Genomic DNA, 13,276 nt, shown 5'->3' on the forward strand with positions numbered 1-13,276 from the left:
GGTTCAGAGAGTTGGACCCAAAGAGCTTTTCCGATTACCCCGTTGAAGCGCCCATCCGGCTCGTCCTTGCGGCCAGGATCGCGTTTCCCGATGGATCAATGGGAGTCAAAGGTCTTCGAAAGGAGCGCGACGCTGGTCGCCTTACCACAGAAGTAATCGCCAACAAGGAATATACCACCTTGGCCGCGATCGAGCGCATGAGAGAGCTATGCCGCGTCCAAGCAAAGGTGCCCACCTTGTCTGGCACAATGAGGCCCGCAAGGGAGACGGTTCGATCAGGGAACGGGCCGGATGGTTCATTCACGACGGAAGAATTCGACGTAGCACTGGCTGCGTTCGACCTGACTTTGTCGAAGCTGAAAAAAAGCTCACGGCCTACCTCGCGGAAAAGCACCAACCGGCCCGACAGCGGAACCGTGACCCCGATCAGGTAAAAATTATCGATGTTCTTGGCGTGTATGCGGCCGAGATCGCGCCTAATCATGCCGCGCCGAGCGAGACGGCCGCACGCCTGAAGGCTATCGCTAAGTTCTTCGGCCGCCTGATGGTGGCCGACATCAATGGTCAACTCTGCCGCGATTACGTCAAGCAATCGCCTAGCGTTCCGGCGGCGCGTCGACAGCTAGAAGACCTCCGCGCCGCCCTGAAGCACTATTATGCCGAAGGCTATGTGACTTCCATCCCGGCAATCGTCATGCCGGAGAAGTCCGTGGGGCGCCAGCGCTGGCTCACGCGGAGCGAAGCCGCGCGATTGATCCTCGCGGCATGGCGAATGCGGCAGACATGGAAAGGCAACGCCAGCGACCGCCGGACAGGCCAACACGTCGCCCGGTTCATTCTTGTGGCGCTCTACACCGGAACGCGCTCCGGCGCGGTCTGCGGCGCCGCTATCCGGCCGACGGAAGGTCAAGGCTACATCGACCTCAATCGGGGCGTGTTCTATCGCCGCGCCGACGGCCAGCGTGAGACCAAGAAGCGACAGCCGCCCGTCCGGCTCCCCGATCGCCTGCTATCGCATATCCGCCGATGGGCGACGACGCCTGTCAACATCAAGACGAAAAAGCGAGGCAAGAGCCTTACGATCGGCCGGATGATCGCGCACGACTTCGTCGTCGAGTGGCAGGGCCGACCCGTCGGCTCCATCAAGAAATCATTCAATAGCGCGTGCGAGGCGGCCGGGCTTGGCTGGTATGACAAAGACGGCAAGTTCGAAACCGACGTGACGCCCCACGTTCTTCGCCACACCGCCGCGACGTGGTTGATGCAGAACGGGACGGAGCTATCTCTGGCCGCCGACTTTCTTGGCATGACGGAGGCGGTTCTCCGCTCGACCTATTATCATCATCACCCCGACTTCCAAGCCGAGGCGGCCGAGCGGATCACGGCGAAGGCTCCGGCCCTGAAGGTGAAAAGACCCTGCGTGGGTTGCCGAGGACGTTGGACGCTCAACGGTATTGGCACATCTATGCACGAGATGAAGACCGACTAGATTTGCACTTCCCCGATCTTCGCCACACAGCGGCGACGAAGTTCCACCTTGGCGGCAGCCAAAAACCGCGCGAAAAGGATTTGAAGTGCACACCAGAGCAAATGTTTTGGCATGCTCAGGATAGGACGGCGGTGACGAGATTTCTTAACGACGAATTGTAGGAATGGAGCGGCGGTCGCTAGCCGGCGATTTTCTCAAGTGCCGCGCCCCTTGGCGACCGTTGGCCCGCTTGTTTAACGACGTTGCCAACTTGCACCAAAGGATTCAGAGACGTCTACGCCGCTCTGGCGTGCGAGAGCGGAATTTATGGCTTTGTCTTTTCTTGGAGCATCGTGCGGGCTCGCCACACAGGATCGGGCGGCGACGAAATTGTCCTGTCCTTGATGGACTCTGTGACGAACTGTGGAAGCCTCTGCAGGCCCTGGATTCACTTGTAGCCCACGATTTGGCATCTCGGCTCGAATCACTTTGACGGCTGTCAAGCGAAATCAGCCTGATCCCCTTCATCCCCACTATCCACCACCTGCCCAAGTCGGTGGACAGAAATTCGACGACGCGGGTGAACGAATCACCACATTTTAGGTCAGTTGCCCCGCGTTCGGCGCTGTCCGCGCTTCGCGTATGTTGTGGTCTACAGCGATGTGCCGGCGCTCAGTTCCAACTGAGGGCTTGCCGCAGATACGAACAAAAGGATTACACATGACGAACAAAAATAGAATATCTAAATCGGCCCAGGATGGTGGTGAGGGAAAGTCGCCCCATAGCGGCCGAGGCCACGGCGAGGATCTGCAGATCGAGTATCGCCAGGTCGCCACTCTGAAGCCTTATGCACGCAACGCCCGAACCCACTCGCGCAAGCAGGTCAAGCAGATTGCCGAAAGCATCAAGACATTCGGTTTCGCCAATCCGGTCCTGCTCGATCAGGAAGGCACCATTCTGGCCGGCCATGGCCGGGTGGAGGCGGGCAAGCTGCTGGGCATGAACCGGATTCCTTGCGTTCGGTTAGATACGATGACCCCGCAACAGAAGCGGGCCTTCGTGCTGGCGGACAACAAGCTGGCACTCAATGCGGGCTGGGACCAAGACCTGCTTGCTGAAGAGCTGCAGGCATTGCTCGACGTTGATGTCGACCTCGGCTTCAGCGCCGAGATCACTGGTTTCTCCGTCGCCGAGATCCACCATCTTGTCGAAGGATTGGTTCCCGAGGAGGAAGGCAACCCAAAAGACGATGCCTTGCCGCCGCCCGAAGAAGCCACGCCGCGATGCAAGGCCGGCGACGTCTGGCAACTTGGCCGGCACCGGCTGATCTGCGGCAACGCACTCGACGCCGAGGTTATCGCCACGGTGATGGATGGCGAAATCGCAAGGATGGTATTTTCCAATCCGCCCTACAAAGTGGAGATCCAGGGGCCGATCGGCGGCTCGGGAGTGACCAGGCACCGCGAGTTCGCCATCGGCTCGGACGAGATGACCTCTTCCGAGTACACCGATTTCCTGGCCGCCTCGTTTCGCAATCTCGTGCGTCACTCGTGTGACGGCTCCATACATTTCATCTGCATGGACTGGCACCATATGGGCGAAATGCTCAAAGCCGGCGACGGTGTCTATTCCGACCTAAAAGATCTGATCGTCTGGGCAAAGGACAATGGTGGGACGGGCAAATTCTACCGCTCCCGCCACGAACTGATCTTCGCATTCAAGAATGGCGAGGCGCCACATATCAACACCTTCGAAGTTGGCCAGCATGGGCACCACCGCACCAACGTTTGGCAGCACAAGAGCGTCAACACCTCGAAGGCCGGCCGAATGGGCGAGCTTTCTCTCCATCCGAGGGTCAAACCGGTTCAGATGATCGCCGACGCCATCAACGATTGCTCTGCCCGCGGCGACATCATCCTCGATATCTTCGGTGGCTCAGGCTCAACCCTCATCGCTGCGGAAAAAACAGGGCGTCGTGGCTTCCTGTGTGAACTCGACCCGATCTATTGCGATCGCATCATCCGACGCTGGGAGACGTACGCCAGGGACGAAGCGAACCGCATCGTTGAAGGCATCACTTCGAAATTCCAGGAGGCAGCACAATGAGTAAATCACGCAGTGGAGGTAGTGAACCGCCTTCGGACAAGCCGGAGCGGAATTATGAGGTCGGCTATGGAAAGCCGCCTGCCGAGAGAAAGTTCAGGCCCGGCCGTTCCGGCAATCCTGCCGGTCGCCCGCGTGGCTCCAAAAACAAGATCAAGGACAGCGATCTCATTTCGCTCGTCTTGAGCGAGGCTCAACGCGTCATCAAGATCAACGACGGCGAACGCTCTATCAAGACACCAGTCGCCCAGGCCGTGGTGCGCTCCATCGGCATCAATGCGATGAAGGGCGATCCGCGGTCTCAGCGCCAGTTCACGGAGATTCTATTCACCGCTGAAAGGGAACGGGCGCGCATCGAACGGGAAAACATTTCAGCACTGATGGACTACAAGATTCGCGCGGAGAAAGAGCTCGAGCGGCGCGCTCGGCTGGGCATAACTGGGCTGCCTGAAATCATTCCGCATCCGGATCAAATTATCCTCGACCTGCGAAATGAGCGGAATGGGGAGGTCTGGATTGTGGGTCCGTTGACTAAGGAAGAGAAGGACAGTTCGATAGCCTTTTATGAGGAATTCCGAGACGATTGTCGCCAAATGCTCCAAGTCTTCAAAAACAGACTTGCCGTATCGGAGCAAGCGCTTGCGGAGGAAACCAGGCCTTCGGTGGTGAGACGCCTCAAGAAGGCTATTGAAAGGGACAGAGATGTAATCAAATCGCACAAGAGCAAGTCCGAAGAAATGTGTGAGAAATTTCGGCCGTGGGGTTTCATAGAAACGCGCGATCTTTGGGAGGAGCCGATAGAGCTCAAGTTTCCGTGGGCACCGTGACTCCTGCCTTCGAGCTGGGCGCCCGCAACGCGCCGAAGCGGTGCGGCTGGAGGCAAATACACGGCCACGGCCGAATAGTGCTTACGCGATAGAGATGAAAATGCCGTCGATCGCCGGGTCGTCGTCGGTGCTTACCAGGCCGCGGGCCACCAGGTCCTCGAGATGGGCAAGCACCGACAGCCCGGCAGCGCCGTGCAGGCGCGGATCGGTATCGTGATAGATCGCCGCGACCATCTCCCTGATCGTCCGGTCGCCGCTTCTGATCCGCTCCAGGATCGCTTGCTCGCGCATCCTGCGATGCGACTTCAACTCGCGCATGAAGCTGCGCGGCGCGGTCACCGGCCCGCCATGGCCGGGCAGCAGCAGGCGGTCGTCGCGCCCGACCAGCCGATCCAGCGAGGCCATATAGTCGGCCATGGCGCCGTCCGGCGGCGCGACGATGGAGGTCGCCCAGGCCATGACATGATCGGCCGAGAACAGGATACCGGTTCCTTCCAGCGCAAAGGCTGCATGATTGGCGGTATGGCCCGGCGTCAGCACCGTTCTGATCGCCCAGCCGTCGCCGTCGACCACCATATCGTCGGGAAGCGCGGCATCGGGATTGAAGGCGGTGTCGGCGCTGGCGTCGAGCGGATTGATTTCGCCTATGCGCAGCGGCCTCGCCGGCCGATGCGGACCCTCGGCCAGGACAATCGCACCGGTGTGCTGCTTCAACCGCGCTGCCAGCGGAGAATGGTCGCGATGCGTGTGGCTGACGAAAATGTGGCTGACCGGCCTGTCTGCGATCACCTCGAGCAGTGTCTTGAGATGCGCCTCGTCATCCGGCCCGGGATCGACCACCGCCAGCGTCTCGCGCCCGACGATGTAGCTGTTGGTGCCGTAGAATGTGAACGGGCTGGGATTTTTCGCGGTGATCCGAACCACGTCAGGCGCAACCTTCACGCCCTGGCCGTAGGCCGGGTCGAAGTCTGTGTCGAATTTCAGCGCCATGGCAGTTCAGCCCTGTTCCAGAGGCGGCAAAACCGATGTCGGCAAAACCGATTGCCGCATAACACGGAAGCCAATATAGGAAAACGCAAGGCCGCGATCTGCGGCAGTCCGCAATGAGGAAGACCATGGCAATTGCAACGACGCCGCTTGTTTCTCTCGCTCTGCCTGAAAAGGGCGCGGCCCGCCTGGCGACGCAGCTTTCGCTGGCGATCGTTGGAACACTGGTGCTGACCTTGTCGGCCAAGACCAGGGTCTTGCTCGGACCGGTCGACATCTCGATGCAGACCCTGGCCGTGTTCCTGATATCAGCTGCATTCGGCATGCGCCTCGGCGTCGCCACGCTGCTTCTCTACATGGCGGAGGGCGCGATGGGCTTGCCGGTCTTCCAGGGCACGCCGGAAAAGGGCATCGGCCTTGCCTACATGCTCGGCTCGACCGGCGGCTATCTTGCCGGCTTCGTGGTCATGGCGGCGATCGTTGGCTGGGCCGCCGATCGTGGCTGGGATCGCCATCCGGTCAAGCTTTTCAACGCGATGCTGGTTGCCGAAATCGTCATGATGGCGATGGGCTTTGCCTGGCTGGCGCTGCTCATCGGCCCGGAAAAGTCATGGCAGTTCGGCGTCGTGCCGTTCATCGTCGGCGATCTGATCAAGGTCGGCCTGGCGGCGAGCCTTGTGCCGGCCGTCTGGTCGCTGCTCAAACGCTCCTGAACTCTGGTCGACAGATCGGGCGCGGCACTGATCGAGCACGCAACCACAGATCGTGGAATGGGTGCCGTTTCAGCGACGGCCTGCCTCGAGTTCTCGTCAAAGCAAGCCGCCGCCAAGCGGTCGGTAACACTTTGCTAACGACACCGTCACACAATGTTCAAATCGACTGATTAAGGACCAGAAGAGCCAGCGGTTCGTCGCGAGTCAGCGTAACCAGGCAGCTACATATCGACACAATTGCTCGATACCGCTGCTGGATAGCTAAAAAAGAAAGCGGCGCGATGACTTTAGCTGCAGCTAAAGTAGTGGACAATTAACAGGATTTTTTCGACCAAGCTTGATTCTCGCGAGATGGTTGCTTGCTGGTATCTTCGCGCTGTCGTAACCCTTGCCGTCAACCATGCCGAAAACCGCCGAGAGCGAGTCGCGTGACCAGCCCGGAAAAAACAACAGGGAAGAGGACTGTATCGTTGCAACGGCCCGCAACCGGCACCGCAGCACGCTGGTATGCCGCCAGCGTATTTCCGGGAAAAGAAGACGTCGCCGAACGGCATCTCCGGATACAGGGGTTTCACCCGTTTACGCCTCGTTGCGAGAAGACCACACGTCATGCCCGGCGCATCGAGACGAGACCGGCGGCCTATTTTCCAGGTTACATGTTCATCGCCCTCGATGTGGCGCTGCAGCGGTGGCGCTCGGTCAATGGAACGTTCGGTGTGCGCTCCCTCATCATGCAGGGCGAGCGGCCATTCCCGGTCCCGTCGGGGCTGGTGGAGCGGTTCATTGCGCTGACCGGCAAGGACGGCCTGCTTGATTTCAGAGGAGGCCTTGCTGCGGGCGCCTCGGTTCGGATTCTCTCGGGCCCTTTCGCGGAGATGATCGGCCGACTTGACCGGCTCGACCCGGCTGGAAGGGCCCGGGTTCTGGTTGCCATCATGAATGGCGAGATCCCTGTTGACATGGATTCAAGGGAACTCGTCGCGATCGCGTAGCGTAGCGCCACCATCAAGGCGCCGTGATGTAATTGTTGTGGTATCCGCTCTCGGGGATTCACCCTGGAGTGCGGTAGCCGTCGGTTGGTAAGACTTGCGCTCTGCGAGATCGCCTCATCCGCGCCGATTGGGAGTATGTGGCATGCGAATAACAATGATTGGTGCCGGTTATGTTGGGCTTGTCTCGGGCGCCTGTTTCGCCGACTTTGGCCATCAGGTCTGCTGCATCGATCGCGATCCAGAAAAGCTTGCCATGCTCAAGGGTGGCAAGATACCAATCTATGAGCCAGGGCTCGAAGAGCTCGTCACGACCAACACTTTGCAAGGTCGCTTGCGTTTCGACGACAATCTGGCGGACGCGGTTTCTCAATCGGATGCCGTCTTCATTGCCGTGGGCACGCCGTCGCGACGTGGCGACGGTTTTGCCGATCTATCCTTTGTTTATGACGCGGCGGCCGAAGTAGGCCGGGCGCTGAAGGGATTTACGGTCGTTGTGACAAAATCGACGGTGCCTGTTGGTACTGGTGACGACGTCGAGCGAATTATCCGCGAGCAGAATCCAACGGCCGATTTTGCGGTGGTCTCCAATCCGGAATTTCTTCGCGAGGGATCGGCGATCGACGATTTCAAGCGACCTGATCGCATCATTGTGGGGACCGACGCCACAGGGGCCAAGGCAGTGATGGGCGAGGTCTACCGTCCGCTCTCGCTGAATGCAGCGCCGATTTTCTATACGAGCCGACGTACGGCGGAGCTTACCAAATATGCAGGGAATGCATTTCTGGCGATGAAGATCACCTTCATCAACGAAATTGCCGATCTCTGCGAGCGGTTGGGAGCCGATGTGCAGGACGTCGCGCGGGGCATCGGCATGGACAATCGCATCGGCGCAAAGTTTCTTCACGCGGGGCCGGGCTACGGCGGCTCCTGTTTCCCGAAAGATACGCTGGCGCTGGTCAAGACCGCGCAGGACGCGGCAAGTCCCATCCGGCTTATTGAAACGACGGTCTCGATAAACGACCAGCGTAAACGGGCGATGGCGCGCAAAGTGGTCGATGCCTGCGGGGGCTCGGTTCGCGGCAAGACCATTGGTGTCCTCGGCCTTACGTTCAAGCCAAACACCGACGATATGCGCGACGCCCCCTCATTAGCCATCATTCAGGCGCTGAAGGACGCGGGCGCTTCGATCAAGGCGTATGATCCGGTCGGCATGGAGCAGGCGAGCAAGTTGATCGAGGGCATTGAATTCGGGGACAGCGCCTACGCGGTAGCCGACGGCTCCCATGCGATAGTGATCGTCACCGAGTGGAATGCCTTTCGGTCATTGGATCTCAAGCGGCTCCGTGCACTCATGGCGATGCCAGTGATGGTTGACCTTCGAAACGTTTACCGAGGTGAGGATGTCGTGAAGGAAGGCATAGCCTATTCGAGCGTTGGCCGAGAGCGGCATCTTGTTAAGTGAACGTCAGGTTTTCGCGGGACCCGACTCGCGAGTGGCAATTTGAACACCACCACTATCAACCTGCCCAGGCAGAGGCATCTTCTGCTTCGGATGCGCTTTCAGTTGTTGGGCGGATTGACGTTCGCTATCCTGATTCCTGCGCTTATTCGGATGTCGTTTGGTTACGGCGTGATCTACTCTTCCAACATGCAGGTCACGATTGTGGCGGCATTTATCGCTCACACAGCAGGCTATTTGTTTTATAAGCGGATCGGCAATTTTCCTGGCGTGGCAGCGACGGGTTACATCCTGCCCACCTTCGCGCTGACCTATGGCCTCGTATTCATGGCCATCTTCTTTTTCAGGTTCGACTATAGCCGCTTCCAGGCCGCGGCGAGTCTCTTTCAGTCGACATTGTGGTATTTTGGTCTGAGCTTGGCCACGCGTCGGCTCGACCCATACCGGCTGGCAGTAATCCCCGGTGGAGATGTCGATAGGCTGCAAAGCATACCAGGCGTTCGTTGGCACCGGATTCAGTCGCCCGAGACGATTGTCGAACATGCCAGCGGTGTGGTGGCCGATCTTCGAGCCGATCTTTCGGATGAATGGGAGCGGTATATTGCCGATCGCGCGCTCTCGGGAACGCCGGTCTACCACGTCAAACAAATCAGCGAATCGCTTACAGGCCGAGTGGAAATACAACACCTTTCCGAAAATACCTTGGGATCTCTGAACCCTAACCAGGCATATTTAAAGATCAAACAGGCGGCTGACTGGATTGCGGCACTAGTTATTCTGGTGGGTTTTTCGCCATTGCTCTTGTTCGTAGCGGCAGCGATAAAATTTGACTCAGCTGGTCCGGCCTTATTCAAGCAAAAAAGAATGGGGTACAGAGGAAATATCTACGAGGTTTACAAATTTCGGACGATGAAACTCGGCGCCGCGGTTGTCGATAAAAAGGAAGAGGCCATCACAAAGCCCGGCGATGCGCGCATTACACGCCTTGGGCAATTCTTGAGAAAATCCAGGATCGATGAATTGCCGCAAGCCTTCAACATCCTGCGCGGCGAGATGAGCTGGATCGGACCGCGGCCGGAAGCACTCGTACTCTCTAAGTGGTACGAGGCCGAGCTGCCATTCTATCGATACCGGCACATCGTTCGGCCTGGCATTACGGGGTGGGCGCAAGTCAATCAGGGCCACGTTGCGGCCGTGGACGATGTTCTGGAAAAACTTCACTACGACTTCTACTACATCAAGAATTTCTCCCCTTGGCTCGACGTGCTGATTGTGTTTCGTACCATCCGAACCATGCTGACAGGTTTTGGCGCGCGTTGACAACGCGGCAAAGATCGGTAGCCGGTGTAGCTGAGCCGCCGCGCTCGAATCTCACAACGTTGGGATAGCCACCAGCTTTTTGAAATGGGAATTTGTAATGTCTAAAGCCACGCTGACTAGCGTTGAGAAATATCGTCGTATCGACCTCGGAGAAGCACTATGACCAGGAAGACCGCCCTCATTACCGGCATCACCGGGCAGGATGGCGCCTATCTGGCGGAACTTCTTCTGGCAAAGGGTTATGATGTCCATGGCATCAAGCGGCGTTCCTCGTCGTTCAACACCGGTCGCATCGATAATCTCTACCAGGATCCGCACGAGAAGGACGTAAGGCTGTCGCTGCATTATGGAGACATGACCGACGCCACCAACCTGATCCGTATCGTCCAGGAAGTGCAGCCGGACGAGATCTACAATCTCGCCGCACAATCGCATGTCCAGGTTAGCTTCGAGACCGCGGAATATACCGCGAACGCCGACGCGATCGGCACATTGCGTCTCCTCGAAGCCATCCGGCTGCTTGGCCTGACGAAAAAGACGCGTTTTTATCAGGCGTCGACTTCCGAGCTCTACGGCAAGGTGCAGGAGATCCCGCAACGGGAGACGACGCCTTTCTATCCTCGGTCGCCATATGCGGCGGCAAAGATCTACGCCTACTGGATCACCGTGAATTACCGCGAAGCTTACGATATCCATGCTTCCAACGGCATCCTGTTCAATCACGAAAGCCCGATGCGCGGCGAGACGTTCGTTACCCGCAAGATCACGCGCGCGGCTGCTGCAATCAGGCTCGGCCTCCAGGACAAGCTCTACCTCGGCAATCTGTCGGCTGAACGGGATTGGGGCCATGCCCGCGATTACGTCGAAGGCATGTGGAGAATCCTTCAGCATGAAGTACCGGACGACTACGTCCTTGCAACCGGCGTAAAGAATTCGGTCCGCCGCTTTGTCGAGCTTGCATTCAGCGAGGTCGGGATCGAGATCGAGTGGGTTGGTTCCGGTATTGACGAAAAAGGCGTCGATGCAAAATCAGGCGCTGTCTTGATCGAGGTGGATCCGCGCTATTTCAGGCCGACCGAAGTTGAGCTGCTGATCGGCGATCCTTCGAAAGCGGAGCGCGTTCTCGGGTGGAAGGCAACAACCTCGCTCGATGCGATGGTCCAGGAAATGGTTCAGTCCGACCTCGAAACGGTAGGACGGGAATCCGAACACCGGCGCCTGGACGAGGATCGCATTCGCGTTGCGGCACAGTAAGCGACGTTGGGCCGGGTCGACATGAAAATCTCGGTCTTGACGGTCTGTTGGAACTCTGCGGCGACGATCCGGCATACGATCGATAGCTTCCTGGCCCAGGATCATCGCGACAAGGAACTGGTGGTCATCGACGGCAATTCGTCGGACGAGACGTTGTCAATAGTCCGGTCCTACCCACCGGACCAGATCCGGCTGATCAGCGAGCCCGACAGCGGAATGTATGATGCACTCAACAAGGGGCTGCGTCTCTATACCGGAGACGCGGTAGGCGTGCTGAATTCAGACGATTGCTTTCACGATCGCACAGTGCTGGGACGGATATCGGCAGGGCTCGAGACAGCCGACATCGTGCATGGTGATCTGGATTTTGTTGAAGACCATCTGGGCAAGCGGGTCGTACGCCGTTGGCGTGCTGCGGCCCGACCCGCCAAGGGCTTTCGGACCGGATGGATGCCGGCCCATCCAACGTTCTACGTCAAGCGGAAGGTTGCGGACGCGGTCGGTGCATTCGATCTCGGCCTCAAAGTGGCATCGGATTATGATTGGATGTTGAGAGCTGTTGAACTCCACGGATTCGAGACCACTGCAACCAGCCACGTGTTGGTGGACATGATGGTTGGCGGGGCCAGCACAAGGAGCTTCCGTTCGCACATCGGGCACAATCTGGAAGCGCTGCGGTCTCGACGCCGTTGGCTTGGGTCCGGGCCCCTCGACTACGCGCTGGTCGCGAAGCCGGCTCGCAAGGTCGGCCAGTTCATTGCAGCACGAATTGGATCGTAGCTTGCGTTGCGCTGACTTCTTTTCGGCGGTGATGGATATAGTGACGCCGACTGCCGGTTTCTGCATGCCAGGAATTTGGATGGACAGTACATTGGCAGTTGGTCCTTCAGCGGCGTCAACGCGCAACATGGTTTTATCTGCCAGACACAATGGGCGGACCGAGCTGAGCCGGATTGCTTCAGCATCATCTTAACCTCAGCGAGTAGGCACAAATGGCCCGTATTTATGATAGCCGCAAACGCATTCTAGTGACTGGTGGCGCCGGTTTTCTGGGGTCTCATTTGATAGACAAGCTGTTGTCCCAAGGTCACGAGATCATTTGCGTGGACAATCTGTTTACCGGCACAAAGCGAAACATCGACCACCTTCACAATCACCCACGTTTTGAATTTATGCGCCACGACGTATGTTTCCCGTTATATGTCGAAGTGGATGAAATTTATAATCTGGCCTGCCCTGCGTCGCCAATTCACTATCAGCACGATCCGGTGCAAACGACGAAGACCTCCGTACACGGGGCGATCAACATGCTGGGCCTGGCTAAGCGCTTGAAGTGCAAAATCATGCAGGCTTCAACCAGCGAAGTGTATGGAGATCCGGTCGTGCATCCGCAAACCGAGGCATATTGGGGAAACGTTAATCCGATCGGCCCGCGTTCTTGCTACGACGAGGGAAAGCGGTGTGCCGAGACGTTATTTTTCGACTATCACAGGCAACATAGCGTAGACATCAAAGTTGCGCGAATATTCAACACCTATGGTCCCCGCATGCACCTAAGGGACGGCAGGGTCGTCTCAAACTTCATATCGCAAGCCTTGGCCGGTGAAGACATTACCCTGTACGGCGACGGGAGCCAAACTCGCTCATTTTGCTATGTCGACGACCTTATCGAAGCATTTGTCCGGTTGATGGATACGGATGCCACGGTTACCGGGCCGATCAACCTGGGTAATCCAGTTGAATATACGATGGTGGAGCTTGCAGAAGCTGTCCTGGAAATCACCGGCTCTCGTTCAAAATTAGTTCGTCAGCCTCTTCCTGCCGATGATCCGACGCGCCGACGCCCGGACATCACTCTGGCCAGGGAGAATCTTAAATGGGAGCCTAAGGTAAAATTGGATGAAGGCTTAAGAAAAACAACAGAGTACTTCAAGTCTATTTCGTAGATTTTAATGTAAAAGTGCGTTTATGAGGCGTCAAGTCGCGTAGTAATGCCTACATGCCGCGAGGCCATTTTGCGCGCAAGGTAATTCCTCGGGAAAGGCGCAGGATCGCGCACAAAATGCTAATGGTTCGATGCTCCCTAGGTGCGTCCGAAGGCCGCGCAGGACTTATGGAGAGCGGGTAACGTCATAGGTTGACAGCGCAGGTGT

General features: G+C 57.8%; 11 protein-coding genes. 10 read left to right on the plus strand and 1 reads right to left on the minus strand.

Annotation, left to right across the window (positions count from 1 at the left end):
- Positions 1 to 208: 208 nt before the first annotated feature.
- The 3 genes from AC0L2Z_RS02060 to AC0L2Z_RS02070 all read left to right on the plus strand — a co-directional run bounded on the left by AC0L2Z_RS02060 (position 209) and on the right by AC0L2Z_RS02070 (position 4,398).
- On the plus strand, positions 209 to 1,489 hold the full coding sequence (locus tag AC0L2Z_RS02060) for a tyrosine-type recombinase/integrase (protein WP_473626439.1): 1,281 nt from the start codon (positions 209 to 211) through the stop codon (positions 1,487 to 1,489).
- Positions 1,490 to 2,188: 699 nt separating this feature from the next.
- Positions 2,189 to 3,574, plus strand: a complete 1,386-nt coding sequence (locus AC0L2Z_RS02065) for a site-specific DNA-methyltransferase (protein WP_473626440.1) — start codon at positions 2,189 to 2,191, stop codon at positions 3,572 to 3,574.
- Entirely contained in the window at positions 3,571 to 4,398 is an 828-nt protein-coding gene (locus tag AC0L2Z_RS02070) for a DUF5681 domain-containing protein (RefSeq protein ID WP_473626441.1), read from the plus strand. Before AC0L2Z_RS02065 ends, AC0L2Z_RS02070 begins: the two co-directional genes overlap by 4 nt.
- Before the next feature lie 81 nt (positions 4,399 to 4,479).
- On the opposite strand, the gene AC0L2Z_RS02075 is transcribed toward AC0L2Z_RS02070, so the two are convergent.
- Positions 4,480 to 5,388 carry an MBL fold metallo-hydrolase gene (locus AC0L2Z_RS02075; RefSeq protein ID WP_473626442.1) on the minus strand — a complete coding sequence of 303 codons (909 nt, stop codon included), beginning with the start codon at positions 5,386 to 5,388 and terminating at the stop codon, positions 4,480 to 4,482.
- Between the two features lie 125 nt (positions 5,389 to 5,513).
- On the opposite strand from AC0L2Z_RS02075, the gene AC0L2Z_RS02080 reads away from it, so the two are divergent.
- The 7 genes from AC0L2Z_RS02080 (at position 5,514) to AC0L2Z_RS02110 (ending at position 13,069) form a co-directional block, all read left to right on the plus strand.
- Positions 5,514 to 6,098, plus strand: a complete 585-nt coding sequence (locus AC0L2Z_RS02080) for a biotin transporter BioY (RefSeq protein WP_473626443.1) — start codon at positions 5,514 to 5,516, stop codon at positions 6,096 to 6,098.
- Between the two features lie 428 nt (positions 6,099 to 6,526).
- Positions 6,527 to 7,090 carry a transcription termination/antitermination protein NusG gene (gene nusG, locus AC0L2Z_RS02085; protein ID WP_473626445.1) on the plus strand — a complete coding sequence of 188 codons (564 nt, stop codon included), beginning with the start codon at positions 6,527 to 6,529 and terminating at the stop codon, positions 7,088 to 7,090.
- Positions 7,091 to 7,232: 142 nt separating this feature from the next.
- Positions 7,233 to 8,552, plus strand: a complete 1,320-nt coding sequence (locus AC0L2Z_RS02090; protein WP_473626446.1) for a UDP-glucose dehydrogenase family protein — start codon at positions 7,233 to 7,235, stop codon at positions 8,550 to 8,552.
- A 39-nt stretch (positions 8,553 to 8,591) separates the two neighbouring features.
- Positions 8,592 to 9,869 (plus strand): sugar transferase, encoded by a 1,278-nt coding sequence (locus AC0L2Z_RS02095; RefSeq protein WP_473626447.1) that lies wholly within the window; start codon positions 8,592 to 8,594, stop codon positions 9,867 to 9,869.
- A 159-nt stretch (positions 9,870 to 10,028) separates the two neighbouring features.
- Positions 10,029 to 11,123 (plus strand): GDP-mannose 4,6-dehydratase, encoded by a 1,095-nt coding sequence (gmd, locus tag AC0L2Z_RS02100; protein WP_473626448.1) that lies wholly within the window; start codon positions 10,029 to 10,031, stop codon positions 11,121 to 11,123.
- Between the two features lie 21 nt (positions 11,124 to 11,144).
- The gene (locus AC0L2Z_RS02105; protein WP_473626449.1) at positions 11,145 to 11,903 is read left to right on the plus strand and encodes a glycosyltransferase family 2 protein; all 759 of its coding nucleotides are present in this window, start codon (positions 11,145 to 11,147) and stop codon (positions 11,901 to 11,903) included.
- 212 nt (positions 11,904 to 12,115) lie between these two features.
- Complete coding sequence (locus AC0L2Z_RS02110) at positions 12,116 to 13,069, plus strand: UDP-glucuronic acid decarboxylase family protein (protein WP_473626450.1); 954 nt, start codon at positions 12,116 to 12,118, stop codon at positions 13,067 to 13,069.
- Positions 13,070 to 13,276 lie beyond the last annotated feature (207 nt).

The sequence above is a fragment of the Mesorhizobium sp. WSM4850 genome (assembly GCF_055811735.1).